Genomic DNA, 24,476 nt, shown 5'->3' with positions numbered 1-24,476 from the left:
CGTGCTTTGCCACGATCTGACGCTTTTTCGATAGCGACCCGCGCAGAGCTGACAGACGCGCAAAAAAAACGCCCCGCGAGGCGGGGCGTTCGATGCGACAGGCAAAGACCGGAATCAGCCCTTGTAGTCGCGCACGTCGCTACCGGTGTAGACCTGGCGCGGGCGGCCGATCTTCATTTCCGGATCCACCTGCTGTTCCAGCCAGTGCGCGACCCAGCCGGACGTACGGCCCAGGGCGAACATGACGGTGAACATTTCGGTCGGGATCTGCAGCGCCTTGTAGATGATGCCGCTGTAGAAATCGACGTTCGGGTACAGCTTGCGGGCGACGAAGTACTCGTCCTGCAGCGCGGCCTGCTCCAGCTTCACGGCCACGTCCAGCAGCGGATCCTGCACGCCCAGCTGCTTGAGCACCTTGCCGGTCATCTCGCCGATGACCTTGGCGCGCGGGTCGAAGTTTTTGTACACGCGGTGGCCGAAGCCCATCAGGCGGAAGCCGGAGGTCTTGTCCTTGGCCTTGACCACGGCCGATTCGACGTTGTCGGCCGAACCGATTTCTTCCAGCATCTTCAGCACGGCTTCGTTGGCACCGCCATGGGCGGGGCCCCACAGCGCGGTGACGCCTGCGGCCACCGACGCGTAGGGGTTGGCACCGGTCGAACCGACCAGGCGCACGGTGGAAGTCGACGCGTTCTGCTCGTGGTCGGCATGCAGGATGAACAGCAGGTCCAGTGCCTGGACCACGTCCTGGTTCAGTTCGTAGCTGCCGTCGGCGGCTTCGAAGGTCTGCTTCAGGAAGCGGCTGACGTAGTCCAGCGAGGTATCCGGCGTGTTGGCCGGCAGGCCCTTGCCATGGCGATAGATCAGCGCCGACAGGGTCGGCACCTTGGCGATCAGGCGCACGGCGGCCTTGCGGCGCTGTTCGGCGTCGGCCAGGTCGAGCGAGGCGTGGTAGATACCCGACAGCTGCGCGATCGCAGCGGTCAGGATCGCCATCGGATGGGCATCCTTGGCGAAGCTGCCGATCAACGTGTTGATCGATGCATCGACGGTGGCTTCAGCAGCCAGCTCTTCGTTGAATGCCTTCAACTGGGCCGCGTCGGGACGCTCGCCGTTGATCAGCAGGTAGACGACTTCGACATAGCTCGACTTTTCCGAGAGCTGCTCGATCGGATAGCCGCGATACAACAGAACGCCCTTGTCGCCATCGATGTACGTGATGGCCGACTTGCAGCTTGCGGTGGCAGTGAAGCCGGAATCGTAGGTGAAATACCCCGTTTCCTTGGTCAGCTTCGAAATGTCGACGCAGTCGTTGCCGAGAGTGGGTTTGATGACCGGCAGAACGACCGACTTTTCGCCGGCGTTGAGCGTGACCTGATCAAGATCGGACACTGTGTGCGCTCCTTCAAGGGGAAGGCGCCTGCCCAAGCGCATTGGTCAGGCACGTGAATGACGTCCACGACCTGTGCCGCGGATCCCGCCATTATCGCACAGCAGCATTTTCCGGGGGTTAGACGGAAGTCGTAGAGTCGTATATGGACTCGCCCGAGGCCTCGCCGGGAGTGCGCCGGGGGTGCGTCGTCGCCGACAACCGGACGCTGCGTTCCACCACCATACGCCACGGCATCGCATCCCGGAAAAGCAAACGGCCGCGCAATGCGCGACCGCTCACCCAAACGTGGATCGACGGATCAGCGCGCGTAGCGCTTCTGGAACTTGTCGATACGGCCGGAGGTGTCGATCACCTTGTGCTTGCCCGTGTAGAACGGGTGCGACGAGGAGGAGATTTCGACCTTCACGAGCGGATACTCGTTACCGTCTTCCCACTTGGTGGTTTCCTTCGACGCCATGGTCGAGCGGGTCAGGATCTTGAAATCAGAGGTGACGTCTTCGAAGACGACGTCACGGTACTCGGGATGGATATCGTCCTTCATGGGCGTACACCGTAAATAGGTAAGGGAAACACAAGAGCGGCATTATAAGCCCCACTTCGCGCCGGGGCAACCCGCCTTGAGGCGGGCGCCCCTTGCCTGCCCCGTGCCTGTCTTCAGGCACCCAGCGCCTGCCGTACCAGTGCCTCGAAACGGGACTGATCGTAGGCCATCAGAAGCGCGCAGTTGTCCGGCTGGCCGGTCTGGCGATTCCAGTCGACGAGGGTGGCGCCACGGCTGAACGTGCCGTTCAGCTCGATGTTCACCGGCCGCGATTCCACCTGCAGCTGCCCTTCCGGATTCAGCGCCCAGGCCATCGCCAGGGCATCGGCGGTGAACCAGCGTCCGCCCTTGCTGTCTTCGGACAGCGCCCGGGTCTTGCGCGAGATCAATTCATAAAAGCGCGCGCGGTCCGAATCGGCGGCCAGCCACTGTTCGGCCTGCTGCAGCGGCAATCCGTGGGCCACGGTCGCTTCCCAGTCCGACACCAGCAGGTGCGGGAAGGCGGCGAACACCACGTGCGCGGCTTCCGGATCGAAGGCAATGTTGAACTCGGCAGCGGGGGTGATGTTGCCGTGGCAGGTGACCGCCCCGCCCATCACCACGATGCGCTTGATGCGGGTGGCCAGGGTGGGATCCAGCTTCAGCGCCAGCGCCAGGTTGGTCAGCGGGCCAAGCATGACCAGCATCAGCTCGCCACGGTACAGGTGCGACAGGCGCAGGATCGCCAGCGCGGCATGTTCAGCTTCGGCGCCGCGGGCGGGGGGCGGCAGGTCGACATCGCCATAGCCGTCGCGACCGTGCACGTGGGCGGCATCCAGCGAGGGATGCAGCAGCGGATCGGGGCTGCCGGCGAACACGGGGACGTCGTCACGGCCGACCACTTCACACAGCTTGAGTGCGTTGCGGACGGTGTAATCCAGGCCGACGTTGCCGGCGGCGATGGTCAGGGCGACCACCTCATGGCGGGTATCGGCGAAGGCCATCAGCAGGGCCAGTGCGTCGTCCACACCGGGGTCGGTGTCGATCAACAGCGGGATCTTGTGGGTCATCGTTGCCGTCTTCTGAGCGGCAACGGAGTGTCGCACCGCGGTGGCTGCAAATACAACCGGGCGCACGGGCGATGCGCGTTTTCCGGAAGGGGCCTCGTTTCGCGCCATCCATGGCGCTCAACGCCCCTGCAAACTGCTCCCGCCCGGCCCTCATCGCCTGCGCCGGCGTCGGGCATGGAAAAAAAAAAGAAAAGCGGTAGCGCCGAGCCGTGCTCGGCGAGCGCGAAGCGCGGCCTGCGTCAAGCAACGCGATGGCGGGGAGCATCCGCCGACCATGGGTCGGCGCTACCCGTTCAGGCCGATGCGTAACGCGCGGCTGTTGCCGCCCCCTGCAAACGCCTCGCGCCCAGCCCCTCAGCCAGCTGGCGAGCATCCGCCGATGCATCCGCTCAGGCCGAGGCGTAACGCACGGCGGTGCCGATCCAGCGGTCGACCACCCGGTCGGCCAGGCCGGGCTGCTCCTGCAGCAGCCGTTCGGCCAGTGCGTGCACGTCCGGCAGCAGGTTGGCGTCGCGCGCCAGGTCGGCGATGCGGAAACCGGCCAGGCCGGTCTGCCGGGTGCCCAGCAACTCGCCGGGGCCACGCAGTTCCAGGTCCTTCTCGGCGATGACGAAGCCATCGTTGGTCTCGCGCATGGTCTGCAGGCGTTCGCGCGCCATCGTCGACAACGGCGTCTGGTACAGCAGCATGCAGCGCGATACCGCCGATCCGCGCCCTACCCGTCCGCGCAGCTGGTGCAGCTGCGCCAACCCCAATCGTTCGGCGTTCTCGATCACCATCAACGACGCGTTGGGGACGTCCACGCCCACTTCGATCACCGTGGTCGCCACCAGCAGGTCGATCTGCCCGGCCTTGAACGCCAACATCGTCGCCAGTTTTTCGGCGGCCTTCAGGCGCCCGTGCACCAGGCCGACACGCACGCCCGGCAACAGCGCCTGCAGTGACTCGTAGGTGGCCTGCGCCGGCGTGGCATCGAGCTCCTCGCTTTCTTCGATCAGCGTGCAGACCCAGTACACCTGGCGCCCCTCGCTGCAGGCCAGCGCGATGCGCTCGATCAGCTCGGGGCGGCGATCGGCGTTGAGCGCCACGGTCTGCACCGGGGTGCGCCCGGGCGGCAGTTCATCGATGGCCGACACGTCCAGATCGGCATATTCGGACATCGCCAGCGTGCGCGGAATCGGCGTGGCGGTCATCACCAGTTGGTGCGGCACGCTGTTACCGCCCGCGCCCTTGTCGCGCAGCGCCAACCGCTGGTGCACGCCGAAGCGGTGCTGCTCATCGACGATCGCCAGCGCAAGGTCCTGGAACACCACCGCGTCCTGCATCAACGCATGGGTGCCGACCACCACCTTCGCCTCGCCGTTGGCCACATCGGCCAGCACCTTGGCGCGAGCCTTGCCGGTGACCTTGCCGGCCAGCCAAGCGACCTGCACGCCCAGCGGCTCCAGCCAGCCGCGCAGGTTGTTGAGATGCTGTTCGGCCAGCAGTTCGGTGGGCGCGGCCAGCGCGACCTGCTTGCCCTGTTCCACCGCCAGCATGGCCGCCAATGCGGCCACCACGGTCTTGCCCGAACCGACGTCACCCTGCACCAGCCGCAGCATCGGGCTGGGCCGGGCGAGGTCCTCGCGGATCTGCTTGAACACGCGCTGCTGCGCGCCGGTCAACGCGAACGGCAGCTGCTTGAGCAACGCCTTGGCCAGCCTTCCCGGCCCGTCCAGCGGCGGCGCATGGTGGGCCTGCAGGGCGATGCGCTGGCGGCGCAGGCTCAGGTGGTGGGCGAGCAGTTCTTCCAGCGCCAGCCGGCGCTGTGCGGGATGGATGCCATTGGCCAGCGCGGAAAGATCCGCATCCTGCGGCGGCTGGTGCACGGTCAGCAGTGCGCTGCGCAACGATGGCAGGCCCAGGCCATCCAGCCATCCGGGTGGCAGCAGTTCCAGCAGGGATTCGTCCGGCAAGCGCTCCAGCGCCTGCAGGATCAGCTTGCGCATGGTTGCCGGGCCGACCCCTTCCACTGCCGGGTACACCGGATCCAGCCTGTCCCCCAGCGCAGGGTCATCGTGGCGCCCCAGCACCTGGTAACTGGGATGGACGATCTCCAGGCCCAGCTGGCCGGGCCGCGGGGTACCGAAGCAGCGCAGCCGGTTGCCGACCGCGAACTGCCCGAGCTGCTGCTGGCGGAAATGGAAGAAACGCAGCACCAGCGTGCCGCGCCCTTCGTCTTCAATGGCGACCTTGAGCATCGGCCGGTAGCGCATGCCGCGCTCCACCGCCATCACCCGGCCTTCGACCTGCGCCGGCACGCCGGAACGCAGGTCTTCGATCAGGGTCAACCGGGTCCGGTCTTCATAGCGCAGCGGCAGGTGCAGCCACAGATCCTGCAGCGTGCCCAGGCCGCGTGCCTGCAGCTTGCCGGCCACCGCCGGACCGACCCCGGCGAGCATCGCCAGCGAGGCTTCACCGGATGGAGCCAGCGCAGGGGCGGCCTTGCGTGCCACGCGGGGTTCAGCCGATGACCATCACCGCATCGACTTCGAAGTTGGCGCCCTTCGGCAGGCCGGAGACTTCGATGGTCGAACGCGCCGGGAACGGCGCCTTGAAATAGTCCTGCATCACCGCGTTGACCTTGGCGAACTCGGCCAGGTCGGTCAGGTACAGGCCCAGGCGGACGACCTGGTCGAGCGAGCCGCCGGCTTCTTCAGCCACGGCCTTGAGGTTGTCGAAGGCACGACGGGCCTGGGCTTCCACGTCGCCGACGCCGACGATGTCGCCGGTGGCCGGGTCCAACGGAATCTGGCCGGAGAAGTACACGGTGTTGCCGGCGCGCACGGCCTGCGAGTAAGGACCGATGGCGGCGGGGGCCTTTTCGGTGTTGATGATCTGGCGGGTCATGGGGGCTCCGGTATCAGGAAAAACAGAGCGCTCATTGTACCGCCCGGGGCGGAGCTATCGGTGGCCGGCACAGCCGTAATGGCGGGTGACGCAGCCGCATTGGTGGGTGACGACCGTTGGTCGTCACGCTCCTGATCCGCCATCACGCCGGCTGAAACACGCCGCGCGGGGCGCTCGCCGGGCATGGCCCGGCGCTACCCAGGGGTGTACCGCTTACTGGCGGCGCACCGACTGCACCACCGACAGGCGACGCAGCCGGCGCATGACTTCGGCAAGGTGGTTGCGGTCGCGCACCTGCACGTTGAAAGCCAACACGGCGGCGTTGAAGTCGCGGTCCAGGTAATCCACGCGTTCGATGTTGGACTGGCTCTGCGCGATCGCCGCGGCCAGCTGCGCCAGCACACCGGTGCCGTTCTCCACTTCCACCACCAGCGAGGTGTCGTAGTCGCCGGATACCGACGAATCCCAGCCGATCGGCACCCAGCGCTCCGGCGACTTGCGCAGTTCGGCCAGGTTCGGGCAGTCCATCCGGTGCACCACGATGCCCTTGCCGGCGGTGTGGTAACCCATGATCTCATCGCCTGGAATCGGCTGGCAGCAGTTGGCGAAGGTGACCACGCCGCGTTCGCTGCCGTTGATCAGGATCTTTTCCTGCGAATGGTGGCGCGCACCGCCACGCAGTTCGGCATAGGCCATCAGCGCCTGCGCGGCCTGGTTCGGCATCCAGTTGCCCAGCGCCACTTCGGCCAGCAGCGCCTCCAGGCGCGGGAACCGATGTTCGGCCAGGAACGCATCCAGGCGCCCCTTGGGCAGGCGCTCCAGCGACGAGTCCATCGCTTCCAGGGCGCGATCGAGCATGCGGTGGCCCAGCTGCACGGCGTCTTCGTGCTCCAGCTGCTTGAGCTGGTGGCGGATGGCCGTGCGCGCCTTGCTGGTGACCACGAATTCCAGCCACTGGGGCTTGGGCGTGGCCGAACGGGCGGTGATGATCTCGATGGTCTGGCCACTGACCAGCTTGGTGCGCAGCGGCACCAGCTTCTTGTCCACCCGCGACGCCACCGCCGTATTGCCGACGTCGGTATGCACCGCGTAGGCAAAATCCAACGCGGTCGCATTGCGCGGCAGGGCCATGATCTTGCCCTTCGGCGTGAACAGGTAGACCTCGTCCGGGAACAGGTCGACCTTGACGTTGTCGAGGAACTCCAGCGACGAACCGGCCGCGCGCTGGGAGTCGATCAGTTCGACGATCCACGCGTGGGCACGGCTCTGCGCGCTGTTGGGGCTGTCGCCGCCGAACTTGTAGGTCCAGTGCGCGGCCACGCCGCGTTCGGCGATCAGGTCCATTTCCTCGGTGCGGATCTGCACCTCGATCGGCGAGCCGTACGGGCCGAACAGCACCGTGTGCAGCGACTGGTAGCCGTTGGCCTTGGGAATGGCGATGAAATCGCGGAAGCGCCCGTCCAGCGGCTTGAACGCGGCATGCACCGCGCCGAGTGCGTGGTAGGCGCTGGGCACGCTGCGCACCACCAGTCGGAAACCGAACACATCCATGACCTGGTCGAAGGATTTGTTCTCGTCGTGCATCTTGTTGTAGATGCTCCACGGGGTCTTGATCCGGCTGACCAGCCGATGCTCCAGCCCTTCCTTGGCCAGGCGCTGGCTGAGCTGCACTTCCACCTGCGCCATCGCTTCGCGGCGCACCACCGGCTGGCTGCGGATGTGCTTTTCCAGGATCGCATGGCGCCACGGATACAGCGCCTTGAAGCCAAGGTTCTGCAGTTCACTCTTGACCAGGCTCATGCCCAGCCGCTGCGCGATGGGCGCATAGATTTCAAGCGTTTCGCGCGCGATCCGGCCACGCGCCTCGCTGCTCTGCGCGCCCAGGGTGCGCATGTTGTGCAGGCGGTCGGCCAGCTTGATCATGATCACGCGCAGGTCGCGCGACATCGCCAGCAGCATCTTGCGGAAGCTCTCGGCGGCCGCTTCCTGGCGGTCGCGGAACTTCAGCTTGTCCAGCTTGGTGACCCCGTCCACCAGCTCGGCCACCGGCTCGCCGAACTCGGCGGCCAGCTCTTCGCGGGTCAGCGGCGTGTCTTCGATGGTGTCGTGCAGGATCGCGGCGATCAGCGCTTCCATGTCCAGCCCAAGCTCGGCCAGCACCTGCGCCACGGCAACCGGGTGGGTGATGTACGGCTCACCGGACTTGCGGGTCTGGCCCGCGTGCGCGGCGGCCCCCACTTCCCACGCACGGCGCAGCAGCGGCAGCTGCTCCGGCGGCAGGTAGTGCGCTGCGCGCTCGAGTTGAAGGACGTAATCGGGTACGTCCGCGCGTGACGGCGCGGCTACCTTGGCAGTGGGGCCTGGGTTCATGGCCGAAGCCTATGCCAGCGTCACAATTTCAGCAAATCCTGAATGCGAAACAGCCCGCTTGCGGCGGGCTGTTTCGCATCTGGCCAAGGGTGTCGACTGGACTCAGTCGTCGTTCTTGGACATGTCCTCGTCGGCGACCACTTCGGCGGCAGCCCATTCCAGCGCTTCACGCTCGGCACGCTCGCGCTCGGCCTTCTCGACTTCGTCGATCAGCGCGTTGTCGATGCGACGGGCGGCGATTTCGCGCAGCGCCAGCACGGTCGGCTTGTCTTCGGTCTCGCTGTTGTCCAGCGTGGCCTGCACGCCGTTGGCAAGCTGGCGGGCGCGCTTGGACGCCATCATGACCAGCTCGAAACGGTTGTTAACGACTTCCAGGCAATCTTCTACGGTGATGCGGGCCATACGGGCTCCCGGCGACCGGTCGGCCGCTCAGTCGAATGAGGGAAAGGGGACGGAGTGTAAGGGCAGGGGCTGGACAAAATCAAGCCAACCCTGCCCTGTTCCTTTTGCAATCAGTCAGTTGCAGACGGATCTGCGGTCAAAAGGGCCTGGATCAGCCCCGCATGGCGGACCTTCTGCGCTTCGCGGCGCAGCCGGCTGGCGGTGAAGATGGCGCACAGCTCATCGACGGCGGTGTCGAATATCTCGTTGACGATGACGTAGTCGAAGTCGTTGAAGTGCAGCATTTCCTCGCGTGCCGCGGACAGCCGCTGGCTGATCACCGCCTCGCTGTCCTGGCCGCGCTTGCGCATGCGGTCCTGCAGCGCCTGTTTGGATGGCGGGAGGATGAACACCGTCACCGTGCCGGGCACCAGCTGGCGCACCTGCTGCGCGCCCTGCCAGTCGATTTCCAGCAGCACGTCCTGGCCGGCGGCCAGCTGCGGCTCCACCGACTGCCGGGCGGTGCCTTTCCAGTCGCCGTGCACCCAGGCGTGCTCGAAGAAATCACCGGCGGCGATCATCGCCTCGAACTCGGTCGCGCTGACGAAATGGTAGTGCTCGCCGTTGACCTCGCCCGGACGCGTGGCCCGCGAGGTGAACGAGATCGACAGCGCGATCTGCGGGTCGCGCGCCAGGGTGGCGTTGACGATGCTGCTCTTGCCGGCACCGGAAGGCGCGGCAACGATGTACAGGGTGCCGCGCGCGGGCGTGCCGACCGGGGAAGGTTGGATGCTCATTCGATGTTCTGTACCTGTTCGCGGATCTGGTCGATCAGCACTTTCAGCTCCACCGCGGCATTGGAGGTGCGGCTGTCCACCGACTTGGAGCCCAGCGTATTGGCTTCGCGGTTGAACTCCTGCAGCAGGAAGTCCAGCCGACGCCCGACCGGATCGCGCTGCTTCAGCACGCGGCGGATTTCCACGATATGGCTGTTGAGGCGGTCCAGCTCTTCATCCACGTCCAGCTTCTGCAGCCACATCACCAGTTCCTGCTCGGCGCGGCCCGGATCCACCGGGTGCGGCAGGTCGGCCAGGCGCGCGGCCAGCTTGACCCGCTGGCCTTCGCGGATGGCAGGAATCAGGGTGCGCACGTCTGCAGCGATGCGCTCGATGGCATCCACCCGCTCCCTGATGGCGGTTGCCAGCTTGTCGCCTTCGCGCTCTCGGCCGGCAATGAAGCCGTCCAGGGTCTGTTCCAGCAGGGCCAGCGCCTCGGCCTGCAGCGCGGTGGCATCGGTGGCTTCGCCCTGCATCACGCCGGGCAGCTGCAGCAGATCGGTGAAGCTGACCTGCAGGTTCGGGAAGTCGGACGTGAGCCGGTGCGCCAGCTGGCCCAGCTGGCCCAGCAGGACATCGTTGACCTGCAGGCTGGCTGAGGTTTCCGGCGTGCGCAGGCGCATCACCAGGTCCAGCTTGCCGCGGCTCAGGCGTGCGGAGACACGCTCGCGCAGCTGCGGTTCCAGCGCGCGCAGTTCCTCCGGCAGGCGGGTGCCGACCTCGAGGAACCGGTGGTTCACCGAGCGCAGCTCGCAGCCCAGCGTGCCCCAGGCGGTGGCGCGCTCGCCCCCGGCGTAAGCGGTCATGCTTCGGATCATGGGGTTTTCCAGATGCTCCCAAAGAGGGAATGGTACCCTAGCGGCTTCATTCGAGCCTCCTGCCTGCCCCCTCCCCGGGGCGGGCATGGACCCGTTCCCTCGCTCCAACGGTACCCCGCCATGTCCGATACCCGCCCCAGTGGCCGCCAGCCCGACCAGATGCGCCAGGTCACCCTCCAACGCGGTTTCACCCGCCACGCCGAAGGCTCGGTGCTGGTGTGCTTCGGCGAAACCCGCGTGCTGTGCACCGCCACCGTGGAAAACCGGGTACCGGGCTTCCTGCGTGGCAAGGGCGAAGGCTGGGTCACCGCCGAGTACGGCATGTTGCCGCGCGCCACCCACACCCGCAGCGACCGCGAAGCAGCGCGTGGCAAGCAGGGCGGCCGCACGCTGGAAATCCAGCGCCTGATCGGCCGCAGCCTGCGTGCCTGCGTGGACCGCAACGCGCTGGGCGAGCGCACCATCACCCTGGACTGCGACGTCCTGCAGGCCGACGGCGGCACCCGCACCGCCGCCATCACCGGCGCCTACGTGGCCCTGGCCGATGCGGTGAACCTGCTGCTCAAGCGCGGTGACATCAAGCGCAACCCGATCATCGGCGCAGTGGCGGCGGTATCGGTGGGCGTCTACCGCGGCACCCCGGTGCTCGATCTGGACTACGCCGAAGACAGCGACTGCGACACCGACATGAATGTCGTCATGAACGATGGCGGCGGCTTCATCGAACTGCAGGGCACCGCCGAAGGCCATGCGTTCCGTCGCGACGAACTGGATGCGCTGCTGGCACTGGCCGACAAGGGCGTGGGCGAACTGCTGGCCGCGCAGCAGGCGGCACTGGGCGCATGAATCGCCGGCTGGCCCTGACCACCTTCCTGGTGGACGACTACGACCGCGCGATCGCCTGGTTCACCGGCGCGCTCGGCTTCCACCTGCAGCAGGACATCGACCAGGGCGGCGGCAAGCGCTGGGTGGTGGTGTCCCCGGCCACCGACGGCGCGGCCGGGCTGCTGCTGGCACGCGCCAGTTCGGACGTGCAGGCCGCGCGGATCGGCGACCAGACCGGTGGACGGGTCGGGTTCTTCCTGGAGACCGACGACTTCGCGCGGGACCACGCCGCGATGCTGGCTGCGGGTGTGGAGTTCCTCGAAGCACCACGCAAGGAACCCTATGCCACCGTGGCGGTGTTCCGCGACCTGTACGGCAACACCTGGGACCTGCTGGAGCTGGCCTGATGCGTCTTTCCACAACTGCGAAGCTGGTGCTTGCCAGCCACAACGCCGGCAAGCTGAAGGAGATGCAGGCGATGCTGGCCGAGCTGCCGCTGCAGATCCTGTCGGCCGCCGATGCCGGGGTGGGCGATGTGCCCGAAACCGGCCTGACCTTCGTGGAGAACGCACTGATCAAGGCGCGTGCGGCCTGCCAGGCCAGCGGCCTGCCGGCGCTGGCCGATGATTCGGGACTGATCGTCGACGCCCTCGGCGGTGCGCCGGGCCTGTACAGCGCGCGCTACGCCGGCAGCCCCACCGACGATGCCGCCAACAATGCCAAGCTGCTGGCCGACCTGCACGGCGTACCCGCCGACCAGCGCACGGCGCGCTTCTTCGCGGTGATCGTACTGCTGCGCCACGCCACCGATCCGCAGCCGCTGGTCTGCGAAGGCAGCTGGGAAGGCGTGATCCTGGACGCACCGCGTGGCAGCAACGGGTTCGGCTACAACCCGGTGTTCCTGGATCCGCGCCATGGCCTGACCGCTGCGGAAATGGAGCCGGCGCTGAAGAACACGCTCAGCCACCGCGCGCTGGCCCTGCAGCAGCTGAAGCAGCGGCTGTCCTCGATCTCCCTGTAACCCACGCCGATGCCCGCACTCATTCCGCCGCCGCTGTCGCTCTACGTGCACCTGCCGTGGTGCGTGCGCAAATGCCCATACTGCGATTTCAACTCGCACCAGGCCAAGGGCGAACTGCCCTTCGATGATTACATCGATGCGCTGGTACGCGACCTGGACCAGGATCTGCCGCTGGTATGGGGCCGGGTGGTGCACAGCGTGTTCTTCGGCGGCGGCACGCCGAGCCTGTTCCCAGCCGAGGCGATCGACCGCTTCCTGCAGCAGGCTTCGGCGCGGCTGCGCTTCGCCCCGAACGCCGAAATCACTCTGGAAACCAACCCCGGCACGACCGAACACGGCCGTTTCGATGGCTACCGTGCGGCGGGCGTCAACCGGCTCAGCTTCGGCATCCAGACCTTCAACGACGAGGCGCTGAAGCGACTCGGCCGCATCCATGACAGCGCCGAGGCCGAGCGCGCGGTGAAGATGGCGCAGGACGCCGGCTTCGAAAATTTCAACATCGACTTGATGTATGCCCTGCCCGGCCAGACCCTGGCCGCCGCCGAGCACGACCTGGAGCGGGCCTTCGCGCTGCAGCCGGCGCATCTTTCGCACTACCAGCTCACGCTGGAACCGAACACGGTGTTCTTCGCCCGCCCGCCACAGGGCATTCCGGACGAAGACAGCGCGTGGGACATGCAGGAACACTGCCAGGCGCTGCTGGCGCAGGCCGGCTTCGACCAGTACGAGGTCAGTGCCTATGCACGGCCCGGGCGGCAGAGTGCGCACAACCTGAATTACTGGCGCTTCGGCGACTACCTGGGCATCGGGGCCGGTGCGCACGGCAAGATCAGCTCGGGCGCCGAGCAGAACGTGCGCCGGCGCTGGAAGCTGAAGCATCCGCAGGCCTACATGGACGCCGCCGGCAGCCCTGCCAGCTTCGGCGGCGATGACATCATCGCGGCGGACCGGCTGCCGTTCGAGTACATGCTCAACCTGCTGCGCCTGCACGAAGGCTTCAGCCTGCGCGACTTCCAGTCGCGTACCGGCCTTCCCGCCACGGCCATCGACGCCCCGCTGCAACAGGCGCTGCAACGCGGCTGGCTGGAACGCGTGGGTGGCGGCCACGATCACGGGGATGGCTGCGGCGGCCACGGTTGTGCAGGCGCGGGCGGCGACGATCACGGCGAGCTGTTGCTGCGACCGACGGAACTGGGACGACGCTTCACCAACGATGTGGTGGAGCTGTTCCTGGGCGAGTAGCGCCGCCCCGCCCGACACGGTAGATTCCGAGCCCGACCCCGGGAAAACGGATGCCCAGCCCCATGCCCTCCTCGCCTCCGCCGATGCCTGAGGACACTGCACGCTTCGCCGCGGTCGACGCCCCACCGCGCGTGCGCCGGCTGCTGGGCGTCCTGCTGGCACTGTCGCGGCAGTCGTTGACCGCGCCGCTGACGCTGACCGTGGTGGAACTGGAGCGTGAACTGCTGCGCGAGGCCGAGCGCGCCCGCAACAGCCAGGTGCAGGCCGACCTGTTCGCCCAGGCCCGGCAGATTCATCCCTTCGCCGAAGGCTTCAGCCACCGCTTCCTGGCACACCTCGCACAGGCCTTGGCCGCGCTGTTCGCACCTGCCAGCGAAGCGCCGGCGGCAGCCGAACCCCAACGCCCGTCGATGTCCGCGCTGACCCTGGTCAACGACACCGACATCGATCGCAACATCGTGCTCAATGAGATCATGCGGCGCGAAATGCTGCGCTCGGCCAACGCGTTGCAGCTGCTGGGACAGCGGCTGGCAGTGCTGGCCGCCGCGCCGGCGCTGGATGCCGAGCATGTACCGTTCGGCCCGGTCATCCTGTGCGGCATCGTGCGCCGGATCGGCGATGAAGGCGGGCTGGAACTGGAGGCCCAGCTGGCGCTGTACCGCAGCTTCGAGCGCCAGGTGCTGGAGCGGCTGGGCGAACTGCTGGAACGCGCCAACGTCCTGCTCGGGCACGAAGGCGTGCTGCCGGGACTGGTCTACACCCCTTACCTGGCGCGCTCGGCGGCGACCCGCCGGATCGTCACCCAACCCGGCCGCGGTCCGGGCAGCGGCGCAGCGCGGGCCCGCACGACGCCGGTCACCAGCTGGAACGGGGCCAGCAGCACCGCCGCCAGCTCCTGGTCGGCGATGATGCAGGCCGAACTGGGTGGTCATCCGCCGCCGACCGACGCGGCGGCCTCCATGCCACCGCAACCGCCGCCGCTGCCCACCGGTGCGCCGGATCAACCCGCGACTGCCGCCCCGGTGGTGGATCTCGCAGCCCCGGCCATGAGCGCCCTGCACGAACTGCTCGCCGGTGCGCGGCATGCCATGGCTGCCGGCGCGGCGGCGTCGCCCGGCCTGCAGGCACCGCTGCCGGGCGCTGCGGTGGACCACGAAGGCGGCATGCCGGGCGAGGCGCCCGATGCCAACACCGTGCCCAGCGCGATGGTCGATGCGATCCTGGGCCAGCTGCAGGCGCGCATCGCCGGCGGCGCGACAGCGCGCAGCATGTCCGACCTGCAGACGGCCCTGCTGACCCAGTTGCGCGCCGAGCACGGTGAACAGGCCGCGCTGACGGTCAAGGACGGCGACACCCTGGACCTGCTCGGCCTGCTGTTCCAGCAGATCCGCCAGGAACAGCGCCCACAGACGGCCGGCAATGACCTGGTCGGCAGGCTGCAGGTGCCGTTGGCACGCGCCGCGCTGGCCGATCCGGGCTTCTTCGTGCGCGACGAGCACCCGGCCCGCGAGCTGCTCAACACCATCGCCGAACTGGGCGCCAACGGCCTGCAGGACGATGACCTGGACCCGCAGCTGGTGCAGAAGCTGGAGCGCACGGTGGACACCGTGGTGGCGCAGTACCACGACGATCCGGCCGTGTTTGCCGCCGCCAACGAAGAGGTACAGCAGCACTTCCGCGCCGCCGCCCACAAGGCCGAGCTGGCCGAGCGCCGCCACGTGGAAGCCGCGCGCGGCAAGGAGCGGCTGGAGGTCGCGCGGCAGCAGGCAACAACGTTGATCGAACAGGCCTGCGCGCAGGACGAGCCGCCGCGCTTCGTGCAGACGCTGCTGCGCCAGGCCTGGGCCGACGTGCTGACCCTGACCCAGCTGCGCCACGGCGAAGACTCCGCACTGTGGCAGCAGCGCTTGAAGCAGACCGCGCGCATCACCGCGGTTACCGCCCAGGCCCCCGGCGGCGAGCATGCGGCCGACGACATCCTGTTCGGCGAAATCGAGGCAGCCGTCCTGCAGATCGGCTGCCATCACGACGAAGCGCGGGCCATCGCGCGCCGCCTCTCCACTCCCGGCGGCGAGGACGACAGCACATCGCGGACCGAGCTGACGGCGCGGCTGAAAGCGCGCACCCGGCTGGGCGAACATGCCGAAGCCCATGACACCCGGCGGCTCGCACCGCTGGCACGCAGCAACGTCGAAGAAGACTGCTACCGGCAGCTGCGCACGCTGCCGTTCGGTACCTGGTTCGAATTCATCAGCAACCAGCAGGGCGACCTGCACCGCCAGCGCCTGTCCTGGTACAGCCTGGTCACCGAACACGCCCTGTTCGTCAATCCGCGTGGGCAGAAAGTGGCCGAGTACACCCTGGATACGCTGGCCCGCCTGATGGCACTGGAACAGGCGCGCATCGTCACCGAAGACAAGGGACGGCTGATCGATCGCGCCTGGCAGGCGACCCTGCGCACGCTGCGCTCGCTGGCCGGTACTGAACGAGGGGAAGCCGCATGAGTGCCGACGACGACAGCACCGACACCCGCCGCGCGCCACGCCGCAACGTGGCCGACCTGGTGCCGGTGACCGACCAGATCGCCGAACGCGTGGTTGGCCGCCTTGGCAACATTTCCGAGACCGGCATGTTGATGCTGGCCTCCGTTCCCCTGCGCGAAGACGCGCTGTACCAACTGCAGTTCAGCCTGCCCCTGGCCGATGGCCACGCCACGCCGATCGACGTCGGCGTACACCTGCTGTGGGCCGAACCGGCGCACGTGGCGGGACAGGCCTGGGCCGGTTTCCGCTTCATCACCCTCTCGCGCGAACACCGCGAACTATTGCGCGGATGGATCGGACAGGAATCTCCGGCGCCCTGAGCGCCGGTTCCGGCACAGCAGTCGGCCGGCGCATGCGGCACAATCAGGGGCTGTTTTCCAGCGAGTCACCGCGATGATCCAGCACGACCCCGGCGCCCCTTATCCCGACCACCTGGCCGTGCTTTGCCGGCGGGCCGAAACAGCGCTGGCGCGCGGCGGCTTCGACCATCTGGTGGTTCCCAGCGGCACCCTGCACTACCACCTGTTCGACGACCGCGATTATCCGTATGCGGTGAATCCGCAGTTCAAAGCCTGGTTGCCGCTGACCCGCGTTCCGCACAGCTGGCTGGTGTTCACCCCGGGCAAGCGTCCCACGGTGATCTTCCACCAGCCCTTCGACTACTGGCACGTGGTGCCCGACGCACCGAGTGGCTGGTGGGTGGAGCACTTCGACATCCAGGTCATCCGCAAGCCGGAAGAAGCGCTGGCGCTGCTGCCGCGCGACCGTTCGCGCTGCGCCGTGCTGGGCGAGCCGCAGAGCACGCTGGGTGACTGGGTGCCGAACAACCCGGCACCGGTGGTGGATTATCTGGAATACCACCGGGCGTACAAAACGCCTTATGAGATCGCGCTGATGCGCCAGGCCCAGGTGCTGGGCGTGCGCGGCCACCGCGCCGCTGAAGCCGCGTTCCGCAATGGCGCCGATGAGTTTTCCATCCACATGGCGTACTGCGCGGCAGTCGGCCAGGATGCCAACGAACTGCCTTACGGCAACATCGTGGCGCTCAACGAACACGCCGCCGTGCTGCATTACACCGAGCTGGGCCGGACCGCGCCGCAGCCGCTGCGCAGCTTCCTGATCGATGCCGGCGCCAGCGCGCTGGGCTATGCCAGCGACATCACCCGCACCTACGCCGCACACGGCCATGACGAGTTCGCCGCGATGGTCGGCGCGGTCGACGCCGCCCAGCAGCAGATGTGTGCCGCGGTCCGCGCGGGCTTCGACTACAAGCAGCTGCACGTGGACGCGCACCTGTCGCTGATGGGCGTACTGAAGGACTTCGGCGTGCTCAAGGTATCGCCGCAGACCGCGGTGGAAACCGGCATCAGCGCGGCTTTCTTCCCGCACGGCATCGGCCACCTGATCGGCCTGCAGGTGCACGACGTGGCGGGCTTCGCGGCAGGCGACGGCGGTGGCCGGATCGAACGTCCGGCAGGCCACCCTTACCTGCGCCTGACCCGGGTGCTGGAGGCGGGCATGGTGGTGACCATCGAGCCGGGCCTGTACTTCATCGACATGCTGCTGGACGAAGTGAAGCAGGCCGGGCATGGCGCCAGCATCGCCTGGGATCGCGTGGATTTCTTCCGTCCTTACGGCGGGATCCGGATCGAGGACGAAGTGCTGTGCACTGATGGCGAAGCGGACAACCTGACGCGGCCGGAGTTTGCTCTCGCGAACGGGTGAAACCCCCTCGCGGGTGGCTTGAAAGCCGCAGCGGGGGGTGGGCCGGGCGGGGAGGCTATGCGGGGCACGCGCAAGTACGTCCCTGTAGCTCTTCGCGGCTCCTGCCGCTCAAGGCCCCGCACAGCCTCCCCGCCCGGCCCCTGACAGGTTCCGGTGGCCGCCACCCGCGTAATAAAAAAATGAAAAGCGGTAGCGCCGACCCATGGTCGGCGAGCGCAGCGGGCCGTTGGCGGGAACATTCCGCCGACCATGGGTCGGCGCTACCGGAGGTCCCGTGGCCACCATGGACCTGTCGAAGGTGGGGCGGGGTGGGTTCGTGGGAACGCTCATCCGCATGGATGCGGATGGCGAGCCTACAGGGACGTACTTGCGGCGATTCCCACGAACCCACCCCGCCCCACCAACACCCAGCCCTGCAGCTCTTGACGTTGACGTTGCCGTGGCTTGAAAAAAGCGGGCCGCCGGGCCGCAGACCCGGCACCTCCCCTCACCCCCGCATGAACGCTTCGATCTCGTCGGTGCTGCGCGCCAGGCCCTCGGTCAACACCCGATGCCCATCGGCGGTGATCAGCACGTCGTCCTCGGTGCGGATGCCGATGCCGCGCCAGCGCGGCTCCACGCTGGTGTCGTCGGCACCGACATACAAGCCCGGCTCGATGGTGAACACCATGCCCGGTTCCAGCAGCCGCGACTCGCCCGCCAGGCGGTAATCGCCGACGTCGTGCACGTCCATCCCGATCCAGTGCCCGGTCTTGTGCCGGTAGAAGCGCTTGTACTGCTCCTGCGCGATATTGTCCTCCACGCTGCCCTTGAGCAGGCCCAGCTGCAGCAGCCCCTCGGTCAGCACCTGCACCGCAGCCAGGTGGCCCGCTTCATACGCCACGCCCGGCCGTGCCTGCGCCAGCGCGGCCGCCTGTGCAGCGCCGACCAGATCGTGCAGCGCGCGCTGTTCGGCAGTGAAACGACCATTGACCGGGAAGGTGCGGGTGATGTCGCTGGCATAGCCGCGGTACTCCGCGCCAGCATCGATCAGCACCAGCTCGCCGTCGCGCGTACGCGCGTTGTTGTCGCGGTAATGCAGGATGCAGCCGTTGCGCCCTGCACCGACGATGCTCGAATACGCCGGGCACGCATCATGGGCGCGGAACACCCGCTCCAGCTCGGCCTGCAGCTCGTACTCATGGATGCCCGCGCGCGCAGCCCGCATCGCCGCGCAGTGCGCCTGCACGCTGATCTGCGCGGCCTGTTCCATGAGCGCGATCTCCGCACCGGACTTGAACAGGCGCTGCTCGTGCAGCAGATGGCCCAGCTCCAGGAACTCGTGCGGGGGCTGCGCGCCATGGCGTACCTGCGAACGTACGCGGTTGACCCAGCCGATCAGCTTCAGGTCGAAATCCGCATCGCGCCCGAAGTGGTAATACACCCGCGAGCGCCCTTCCAGCATCCCCGGCAGGATGTCGTCGAGGTCCTCGATGGGATAGGCGTCGTCCATGCCGAAATCCGCCACGGCGCCTTCCTGGCCGGCACGGCTGCCATCCCAGGCTTCACGCTCGGCATCGCGTTCGCGGCAGAACAGGATCACCTCGCCATGCCGGCGCCCGGGAATCAGCACCAGCACGGCCTCCGGTTCCGGGAAGCCGCTGAGGTACTGGAAGTCCGAGTCCTGGCGGTACGGGTAGTGCGTATCCAGGCTGCGCACCTTCTCCGAGGCGGCCGGCAGCACCAGGATCGCCTCGTCGCCGGCCATCTCCATCAACTGGCGCCGGCGCCGCTTGTACTCGGCCGCGCCGATCCCGGTGCGCTGGCGCAGGTCCATGCGATCGCCGGCCATCAGTTGAGGCGCTGGCGGTGGCGCGCGGCCATCACGCAGTCACCGTGCAGCAGCAGCACCGCAATGCGGATGAATTCCTCGATCTCGGCCAGCGCTTCGTCGTCGTCCTCGCCGTCGCTGTCAAAGTCCTCGCTGGACGCCTGGGCCAGCTTGGCCAGGTCGTTCAGGGCTTCTTCGCCCTCTTCGGACAGCGCCGGGCGCTTGTGCCCCGAACCCAGACCGAAGCCCCCCAGGAACGCGCGCGCCCAGGTGAACAGGGCATCCACCTGCGGCTCGGTTTCGGTGCTGTCGCTGAGCAGCAGCTCGAAGCCAAAATCACGGTCCTCCAGCTGCTTGATGGTCACTTCCAGCAACTGCGCCAGCGCGCTGCCCTCGGCCACCGGCTGCAGCGCATCGTCGGCCAGCACGCGGGCCGGCCAGTCATTGCCCGGCGCGCCGCCAGCGGCCAGCCAGCCACACAGGCCGCCGTGCAGCTCGGCCGGGCTGGCGCCCAGCCCGAGCGTTGCGCTGGCACGGGAAACGTCGTCGATGGAAGGAAGTTCGGTCATCTGGGGGCTCATAGGTGATGGGGACGACCCACGCCTTGCTGCCTGTGTCGTCGATGGACTAGTTTAGAACGTGGCGCGTCGCCCCGCAGCCCGTGCCGCTGACGCTTGACCGTCATCAACGGCCCTGAGACTCTTGCCGCCATGGACCATCCCAGCCCGCTCGACCAGTTGCAGGCCTTCGCCGCCCGGGTGGAGGCGCTGCTTGAGCGTAACCAGCGGCTGGCCGAGGAGAACCGCAGCCTGCGCCACCAGCAGGAACAGCTGGTCAACGAACGCTCCACGCTGCTGACCAAGAACGAACAGGCCCGCTCGCGCGTGGAAGCGATGATCACCCGGCTCAAATCCCTGGAGCAGCACACATGAGCGGTGCCGAACCGGTAAACGTCCGCCTGCTTGATCGCGATTACACCGTCGGCGTCACCGCCGAGGAGCGCGACAGCCTGGTGGCCGCCTCGCGCCTGCTGGATGCGAAGATGCGCGAAATCCGCGGCAGCAACCGCATGGCGGCCGTCGACCGCGTCGCCGTGCTGGCGGCATTGAACCTGGCGCATGAGCTGCAGCAGCTGCGCGATGAAAACGCCCGCCAGGCCGTCGCCCTGCAGCAGACCTTGGCCGACATGAACCGCCGCCTGGACCGCGCGATCGACGTATAACGCCGTGGAATCTGAATTGGCACGCACTGTTGCCGACGAACGGACTCCCCCTGCGCGGCGAGCTGGTTATACTGTTCCTGCGTTCTCTGCGGTACACGACGGCATGTGCAAACATTCGCCTTGTCCCTTAAGAACGACACCGGGAGCGCGACGGCGCCGGGAGTGCATGTCCGCCTTGCAGCGGGAAGCCCGATGGTTCCCCAGCGTTCCCACTTGAGCCCCTGGGTTCAAGGTCGTTTCGCATGCATCGTCATCGCGGAGAATGCAATATTCGACAAAGGCGGCGTCTTCGGATGTCGCCTTTGTTTTTTCCGGCCGGCTGCGCGGCACAATAGCGTCATGCCCTCCTCGCCCCCCTCGATATCCGATCCCCGCACCGCGCTGCGCGCCGAACTCAGGCAGCGTCGCCGTGACCTGCCCGCTGCCGCCCGGATCGACGCCGCCGATCGCCTCGCTGCACGCCTGCTGGCACTGCCGTTCGCCCCGCAACGCGGGCATGTCGCCGGTTACTGGGCGATGGATGGCGAAATCGCCCTGCATCGCTGGCAGTTGACCTTGCCCGACACGGTGACCTACTGCCTGCCGGTGCTGCACGAAACCATTCTGCGCTTCGCGCCGTGGCGGCCGGGCCAGGCGCTGCGGCAGAACCGTTTCGGCATTCCCGAACCCGACCTGGACCCTGCCGATACGCTGGATGCCGGCGCCATGGACCTGGTGGTGACCCCGCTGGTCGGCTTCGACGCACAGGGCGGCCGGCTGGGCATGGGAGGGGGCTGGTATGATCGCAGCTTCGCCTTCCGGCACGACCGCCCTGCTCCGCCGTGGCTGGTCGGCGCGGCATTTGCCGTGCAGCAGGTCGATGCGTTGCCGGTCGCGTCCTGGGACGTGGCGGTGGACGCCATCTGCACCGAAGCAGACACCCTTTTCGCCTCGCACGTGACCGCATGACCGCCCGCAAGCGCTACTGGCTGATGAAGTCCGAACCGGACGCCTTTTCCATCGACGATCTGGAACGCGTCGGCACCGAGCCCTGGAACGGCGTCCGCAATTACCAGGCGCGCAATTTCATGCGCGACGGGATGCACGTCGGCGACGGCATCCTGTTCTACCACTCCAACACCAAGGTGCCTGGCATCGTCGGCATCGCCACGGTGGCCAGTGCCGCCTATCCCGATGACACACAGTTCGATCCGCAATCGGACTACCACGACCCCAAGGCCACCCGCGAAGAGCCGCGCTGGATGCTGGTGGACGTGGGCTTCGAGCGCAAGCTGGATCGCGTCATCGCGCTGGATGAAATCAAGCTGCACGCCGATGCGCTGGGCGAGGGTTTCCCGCTCACCGCCAAGGGCAACCGCCTTTCCGTGTTCCCGGTGACTGCGGCGCAGTGGAAGCTGCTGCTGTCGCTGGAACGCAAATCCTGATCCTCCATCGAGACCGCCCGCATGTCCGAAGCCAAGCGCCTGGCCGCTGAAAAAGCCATCGAATACGTCGAAGACGGCATGATCGTCGGGGTCGGCACCGGCTCCACGGTCGCCTACTTCATCGATGCACTGGGCCGCATCCAGCACCGCATCAAGGGCGCGGTATCCAGTTCCGAACAGAGCACCGCGCGCCTGAAGCAGCTCGGCATCGAGGTGCTGGAGCTCAACCACACCGGCACGCTGTCGCTGTATGTCGACGGCGCCGACGAGTGTGATCCCGGCAAGTGCCTGATCAAGGGCGGCGGTGCCGCGCTGACCCGCGAGAAGATCATCGCCGAGGCCAGCGAGCGCTTCATCTGCATCGTGGACCCGTCCAAGCAGGTACCGGTGCTGGGGCGGTTCCCGCTGCCGGTGGAAGTGATCCCGATGGCACGCAGCCTGGTCGCCCGCCGGATCCGCGACATGACCGGCGGCCAGCCGACCTGGCGCGAGGGCGTGGTGACCGACAACGGCAACCAGATCCTGGACATCCACCACCTGCAGATCACCGATCCGGAAAAGCTCGAGCGCGAGCTCAACCAGCTGCCCGGCGTGGTCTGCGTGGGCCTGTTCGCGCGCCGGCGCGCCGACGTGGTGATCGTCGGCGGCGAACCGCCGGCGGTGCTCTGATTCCCTGCGGGGCGTGCGCTGCAAGGCCCGCCTGACCGTTTCCCCTACCAAGGAAAACCCCATGTCGATCCGTTCCCTGCTCCTGCTGCCGCTGCTCGCGCTGGCCGGCTGCGCCACCGGTGCGTCCCAGCACTGGGTCGAGCTCGATGGCGCCCGCTACAAGGTGGAACTTGCGCAGAACGATGAGACCCGCGCGCGCGGACTGATGTTCCGCGACAGCCTGCCCGAAGACCACGGCATGCTCTTCATCCACGACCGCGAGGAACCCCTCGCCTACTGGATGAAGAACACCCGGATCGGCCTGGACATCCTCTACTTCGACAGTGCACGCAGGCTGGTCAGCCAGCAGCGCGATGTGCCGCCGTGCTCGGCGGGCGACCGTTGCCCGCCGTATCCCAGCAGTGGGCCGGCACGCTACGTGCTGGAGCTCAACGCCGGCCAGGCGGAGAAGATCAAGTTGAAGGACGGCACCGAACTGAAGCTCGGCCCGGGCATCCCGCCGCTCTGACCGGAAGGACCAGGATGCCGGTCGTCGGCCGGCATTCTTTCACCTGCTGCAGCTTGAAACCTTGCGGCATTGCCGCCAGTCTGTAGGCATGCAGGAGCGCATCACATTGCCCGACTGGGACACCCTGGCCGAACTCGACGACGAGTCGCTGCCACTGCTGCCCACTGCGTTGCTGATCGCGCGCGACGAATATCCCGCACTGGATCCGACGGTATACGACGCGACGGTGCAGGCCCATGTCGACCACCTGCGCGCGGAAGTGGAGATCATCCCTTCAGCGCCGCTGAAAATGGCCGCGATCAACCGCCATCTGTTCGATGAGCTGGGTTACAGCGGCGACCACGACGAATACTACGATCCGCGCAACAGCTACCTCAACGAAGTCTTCGAACGCCGCCTGGGCAATCCGATCTCGTTGGCCCTGGTGCAGATGGAGGTCGCGCGGCGGTTGGGCATCGCGCTGGACGGGGTGTCCTTCCCCGGCCACTTCCTGGTGCGCCTGCCGATGGAAGAAGGAATGCTGGTGATGGATCCGTTCAACGGCGGCCGGCCGCTGGGCGTGGAAGAACTGCGCGAGCGCGCAAGCTCCCACCTGGGCGGGCAGCGACCGGACGACCAGGTGCTGGCGCAGATCCTCGACGCCGCGCCCAGCCGCGCGATCCTGATGCGCATGCTGCGCAACCTGCAGGGCGTCTATGCGGAAAACCATCAATGGGACCGTGCGGCGCGCAGTGCCGACCGCCTGCTGAAACTGGCGCCGGAAAACGACGATGCGCTGCGCGATCGGGGCCTGGCCTACCTGAAGCTGGATTACCTGGCCGGTGCGCGTCGCGACCTCGGGCGCTACGTGCAGCGCAATCCCGACGCGGGCGACGCGCAGGCCCTGCGCGAGAAACTGGTGGACTTGGGCGGACCGCGCACGCGGCTGCATTGAGCCGCGCCGCGGCGGCACACGCCTCAGTCCAGCTCGACCATCTCGAAGTCATCCTTGGTCACGCCGCAGTCCGGGCAGGTCCAGGTATCGGGCACGTCTTCCCAGCGGGTTCCCGGCGCGATGCCTTCTTCGGGCAAGCCTTCCGCTTCGTGGTACAGGAATCCACAGACCACGCACATCCAGGTGCGGAACCGGGCCGGGGGGGTGTCGCTCATCGGATGTTCCCCTTCAAAATAACGTCCTTCGATGCACTTCCCGGCCATTGTCCCATCGTGG

26 protein-coding genes and 1 other RNA gene are annotated in these 24,476 nt (G+C 67.4%); 15 read left to right on the top strand and 12 right to left on the bottom strand.

The window, feature by feature from the left end:
- Positions 1-114: 114 nt before the first annotated feature.
- From IFT63_RS01215 to IFT63_RS01175, 9 genes are all read right to left on the bottom strand, one after another.
- Positions 115-1,392: a citrate synthase gene (locus IFT63_RS01215; RefSeq protein ID WP_042614415.1), complete on the bottom strand. Its 1,278-nt coding sequence runs from the start codon at positions 1,390-1,392 to the stop codon at positions 115-117.
- Positions 1,393-1,691: 299 nt separating this feature from the next.
- Positions 1,692-1,934 carry a type B 50S ribosomal protein L31 gene (locus IFT63_RS01210; RefSeq protein ID WP_042614414.1) on the bottom strand — a complete coding sequence of 81 codons (243 nt, stop codon included), beginning with the start codon at positions 1,932-1,934 and terminating at the stop codon, positions 1,692-1,694.
- Between the two features lie 113 nt (positions 1,935-2,047).
- The gene (locus IFT63_RS01205) at positions 2,048-2,983 is read right to left on the bottom strand and encodes a nucleoside hydrolase (protein WP_042614413.1); all 936 of its coding nucleotides are present in this window, start codon (positions 2,981-2,983) and stop codon (positions 2,048-2,050) included.
- Between the two features lie 389 nt (positions 2,984-3,372).
- Positions 3,373-5,478, bottom strand: coding sequence for an ATP-dependent DNA helicase RecG (gene recG / locus IFT63_RS01200; RefSeq protein ID WP_192082983.1), 2,106 nt, complete (start codon positions 5,476-5,478; stop codon positions 3,373-3,375).
- Between the two features lie 7 nt (positions 5,479-5,485).
- A complete protein-coding gene (locus tag IFT63_RS01195; protein WP_101098300.1) occupies positions 5,486-5,872 on the bottom strand; it encodes a RidA family protein in 387 nt (128 codons plus the stop codon).
- A 213-nt stretch (positions 5,873-6,085) separates the two neighbouring features.
- Complete coding sequence (locus tag IFT63_RS01190; RefSeq protein ID WP_042614410.1) at positions 6,086-8,242, bottom strand: bifunctional (p)ppGpp synthetase/guanosine-3',5'-bis(diphosphate) 3'-pyrophosphohydrolase; 2,157 nt, start codon at positions 8,240-8,242, stop codon at positions 6,086-6,088.
- A 102-nt stretch (positions 8,243-8,344) separates the two neighbouring features.
- Entirely contained in the window at positions 8,345-8,644 is a 300-nt protein-coding gene (gene rpoZ / locus IFT63_RS01185) for a DNA-directed RNA polymerase subunit omega (RefSeq protein ID WP_042614409.1), read from the bottom strand.
- 110 nt (positions 8,645-8,754) lie between these two features.
- Complete coding sequence (gmk, locus tag IFT63_RS01180; protein ID WP_042614408.1) at positions 8,755-9,420, bottom strand: guanylate kinase; 666 nt, start codon at positions 9,418-9,420, stop codon at positions 8,755-8,757.
- Entirely contained in the window at positions 9,417-10,277 is an 861-nt protein-coding gene (locus IFT63_RS01175; protein ID WP_192082981.1) for a YicC/YloC family endoribonuclease, read from the bottom strand. Before IFT63_RS01175 ends, gmk begins: the two co-directional genes overlap by 4 nt.
- Before the next feature lie 120 nt (positions 10,278-10,397).
- Here IFT63_RS01175 and rph point away from each other — a divergent pair, with 120 nt between their 5' ends.
- From rph to pepQ, 7 genes are all read left to right on the top strand, one after another.
- The gene (gene rph / locus IFT63_RS01170; RefSeq protein WP_042614406.1) at positions 10,398-11,123 is read left to right on the top strand and encodes a ribonuclease PH; all 726 of its coding nucleotides are present in this window, start codon (positions 10,398-10,400) and stop codon (positions 11,121-11,123) included.
- Positions 11,120-11,509 carry a VOC family protein gene (locus IFT63_RS01165; protein ID WP_042614405.1) on the top strand — a complete coding sequence of 130 codons (390 nt, stop codon included), beginning with the start codon at positions 11,120-11,122 and terminating at the stop codon, positions 11,507-11,509. Before rph ends, IFT63_RS01165 begins: the two co-directional genes overlap by 4 nt.
- Complete coding sequence (gene rdgB, locus IFT63_RS01160; RefSeq protein ID WP_192082979.1) at positions 11,509-12,123, top strand: RdgB/HAM1 family non-canonical purine NTP pyrophosphatase; 615 nt, start codon at positions 11,509-11,511, stop codon at positions 12,121-12,123. Before IFT63_RS01165 ends, rdgB begins: the two co-directional genes overlap by 1 nt.
- Positions 12,124-12,132: 9 nt before the next feature.
- Entirely contained in the window at positions 12,133-13,365 is a 1,233-nt protein-coding gene (gene hemW, locus IFT63_RS01155; RefSeq protein WP_192082978.1) for a radical SAM family heme chaperone HemW, read from the top strand.
- Between the two features lie 62 nt (positions 13,366-13,427).
- A complete protein-coding gene (locus IFT63_RS01150; RefSeq protein ID WP_249404314.1) occupies positions 13,428-15,869 on the top strand; it encodes a DUF1631 family protein in 2,442 nt (813 codons plus the stop codon).
- The gene (locus tag IFT63_RS01145) at positions 15,866-16,228 is read left to right on the top strand and encodes a PilZ domain-containing protein (protein ID WP_192082975.1); all 363 of its coding nucleotides are present in this window, start codon (positions 15,866-15,868) and stop codon (positions 16,226-16,228) included. Before IFT63_RS01150 ends, IFT63_RS01145 begins: the two co-directional genes overlap by 4 nt.
- Positions 16,229-16,301: 73 nt before the next feature.
- Complete coding sequence (gene pepQ / locus IFT63_RS01140) at positions 16,302-17,633, top strand: Xaa-Pro dipeptidase (protein WP_192082974.1); 1,332 nt, start codon at positions 16,302-16,304, stop codon at positions 17,631-17,633.
- A 487-nt stretch (positions 17,634-18,120) separates the two neighbouring features.
- On the opposite strand, the gene IFT63_RS01135 is transcribed toward pepQ, so the two are convergent.
- On the bottom strand, positions 18,121-19,443 hold the full coding sequence (locus IFT63_RS01135; protein ID WP_192084103.1) for an aminopeptidase P N-terminal domain-containing protein: 1,323 nt from the start codon (positions 19,441-19,443) through the stop codon (positions 18,121-18,123).
- 20 nt (positions 19,444-19,463) lie between these two features.
- Positions 19,464-20,012, bottom strand: coding sequence for a UPF0149 family protein (locus IFT63_RS01130; RefSeq protein WP_042612978.1), 549 nt, complete (start codon positions 20,010-20,012; stop codon positions 19,464-19,466).
- Between the two features lie 141 nt (positions 20,013-20,153).
- Between IFT63_RS01130 and IFT63_RS01125 the strand changes: the two genes are divergently transcribed.
- The 8 genes from IFT63_RS01125 to IFT63_RS01090 all read left to right on the top strand — a co-directional run bounded on the left by IFT63_RS01125 (position 20,154) and on the right by IFT63_RS01090 (position 24,200).
- Entirely contained in the window at positions 20,154-20,375 is a 222-nt protein-coding gene (locus tag IFT63_RS01125; protein WP_042612975.1) for a TIGR02449 family protein, read from the top strand.
- On the top strand, positions 20,372-20,665 hold the full coding sequence (zapA, locus tag IFT63_RS01120; RefSeq protein ID WP_042612974.1) for a cell division protein ZapA: 294 nt from the start codon (positions 20,372-20,374) through the stop codon (positions 20,663-20,665). The genes IFT63_RS01125 and zapA overlap by 4 nt, the downstream gene beginning before the upstream one ends.
- 80 nt (positions 20,666-20,745) lie before the next feature.
- Positions 20,746-20,931, top strand: a non-coding RNA gene (gene ssrS / locus IFT63_RS01115) — 6S RNA.
- A gap of 94 nt (positions 20,932-21,025) precedes the next feature.
- On the top strand, positions 21,026-21,613 hold the full coding sequence (locus IFT63_RS01110; protein WP_042612977.1) for a 5-formyltetrahydrofolate cyclo-ligase: 588 nt from the start codon (positions 21,026-21,028) through the stop codon (positions 21,611-21,613).
- Positions 21,610-22,089 (top strand): EVE domain-containing protein, encoded by a 480-nt coding sequence (locus IFT63_RS01105; protein ID WP_042612973.1) that lies wholly within the window; start codon positions 21,610-21,612, stop codon positions 22,087-22,089. The genes IFT63_RS01110 and IFT63_RS01105 overlap by 4 nt, the downstream gene beginning before the upstream one ends.
- A 21-nt stretch (positions 22,090-22,110) precedes the next feature.
- A complete protein-coding gene (rpiA, locus tag IFT63_RS01100; RefSeq protein WP_192082972.1) occupies positions 22,111-22,758 on the top strand; it encodes a ribose-5-phosphate isomerase RpiA in 648 nt (215 codons plus the stop codon).
- Between the two features lie 61 nt (positions 22,759-22,819).
- Positions 22,820-23,266 carry a DUF192 domain-containing protein gene (locus IFT63_RS01095; protein ID WP_042612971.1) on the top strand — a complete coding sequence of 149 codons (447 nt, stop codon included), beginning with the start codon at positions 22,820-22,822 and terminating at the stop codon, positions 23,264-23,266.
- 88 nt (positions 23,267-23,354) lie between these two features.
- A complete protein-coding gene (locus IFT63_RS01090; protein WP_042612970.1) occupies positions 23,355-24,200 on the top strand; it encodes a SirB1 family protein in 846 nt (281 codons plus the stop codon).
- Positions 24,201-24,223: 23 nt separating this feature from the next.
- Here the strand turns inward: IFT63_RS01090 and IFT63_RS01085 are convergent, their stop codons facing one another.
- A complete protein-coding gene (locus tag IFT63_RS01085; RefSeq protein ID WP_274602567.1) occupies positions 24,224-24,463 on the bottom strand; it encodes a rubredoxin in 240 nt (79 codons plus the stop codon).
- Between the last annotated feature and the right edge of the window lie 13 nt (positions 24,464-24,476).

The sequence above is a fragment of the Stenotrophomonas sp. CFBP 13724 genome (assembly GCF_014841975.1).
In the GTDB taxonomy this organism is placed as follows: Bacteria; Pseudomonadota; Gammaproteobacteria; order Xanthomonadales; family Xanthomonadaceae; genus Stenotrophomonas; species Stenotrophomonas lacuserhaii.
This window is presented reverse-complemented; position numbering and strand designations above follow the sequence as displayed.

Coding starts and splice junctions, on each gene's coding strand:
- IFT63_RS01095 (WP_042612971.1), top strand. CDS start 22,820: ATGTCGATCCGTTCCCTGCTCCTGCTGCCGCTGCTCGCGCTGGCCGGC.
- IFT63_RS01205 (WP_042614413.1), bottom strand. CDS start 2,983: ATGACCCACAAGATCCCGCTGTTGATCGACACCGACCCCGGTGTGGAC.
- IFT63_RS01105 (WP_042612973.1), top strand. CDS start 21,610: ATGACCGCCCGCAAGCGCTACTGGCTGATGAAGTCCGAACCGGACGCC.
- zapA (WP_042612974.1), top strand. CDS start 20,372: ATGAGCGGTGCCGAACCGGTAAACGTCCGCCTGCTTGATCGCGATTAC.
- IFT63_RS01090 (WP_042612970.1), top strand. CDS start 23,355: ATGCAGGAGCGCATCACATTGCCCGACTGGGACACCCTGGCCGAACTC.
- IFT63_RS01195 (WP_101098300.1), bottom strand. CDS start 5,872: ATGACCCGCCAGATCATCAACACCGAAAAGGCCCCCGCCGCCATCGGT.
- IFT63_RS01085 (WP_274602567.1), bottom strand. CDS start 24,463: ATGGCCGGGAAGTGCATCGAAGGACGTTATTTTGAAGGGGAACATCCG.
- IFT63_RS01150 (WP_249404314.1), top strand. CDS start 13,428: ATGCCCTCCTCGCCTCCGCCGATGCCTGAGGACACTGCACGCTTCGCC.
- rpiA (WP_192082972.1), top strand. CDS start 22,111: ATGTCCGAAGCCAAGCGCCTGGCCGCTGAAAAAGCCATCGAATACGTC.
- IFT63_RS01190 (WP_042614410.1), bottom strand. CDS start 8,242: ATGAACCCAGGCCCCACTGCCAAGGTAGCCGCGCCGTCACGCGCGGAC.
- hemW (WP_192082978.1), top strand. CDS start 12,133: ATGCCCGCACTCATTCCGCCGCCGCTGTCGCTCTACGTGCACCTGCCG.
- rdgB (WP_192082979.1), top strand. CDS start 11,509: ATGCGTCTTTCCACAACTGCGAAGCTGGTGCTTGCCAGCCACAACGCC.
- IFT63_RS01165 (WP_042614405.1), top strand. CDS start 11,120: ATGAATCGCCGGCTGGCCCTGACCACCTTCCTGGTGGACGACTACGAC.
- IFT63_RS01175 (WP_192082981.1), bottom strand. CDS start 10,277: ATGATCCGAAGCATGACCGCTTACGCCGGGGGCGAGCGCGCCACCGCC.
- IFT63_RS01145 (WP_192082975.1), top strand. CDS start 15,866: ATGAGTGCCGACGACGACAGCACCGACACCCGCCGCGCGCCACGCCGC.
- IFT63_RS01210 (WP_042614414.1), bottom strand. CDS start 1,934: ATGAAGGACGATATCCATCCCGAGTACCGTGACGTCGTCTTCGAAGAC.
- IFT63_RS01130 (WP_042612978.1), bottom strand. CDS start 20,012: ATGACCGAACTTCCTTCCATCGACGACGTTTCCCGTGCCAGCGCAACG.
- IFT63_RS01125 (WP_042612975.1), top strand. CDS start 20,154: ATGGACCATCCCAGCCCGCTCGACCAGTTGCAGGCCTTCGCCGCCCGG.
- rph (WP_042614406.1), top strand. CDS start 10,398: ATGTCCGATACCCGCCCCAGTGGCCGCCAGCCCGACCAGATGCGCCAG.
- pepQ (WP_192082974.1), top strand. CDS start 16,302: ATGATCCAGCACGACCCCGGCGCCCCTTATCCCGACCACCTGGCCGTG.
- rpoZ (WP_042614409.1), bottom strand. CDS start 8,644: ATGGCCCGCATCACCGTAGAAGATTGCCTGGAAGTCGTTAACAACCGT.
- gmk (WP_042614408.1), bottom strand. CDS start 9,420: ATGAGCATCCAACCTTCCCCGGTCGGCACGCCCGCGCGCGGCACCCTG.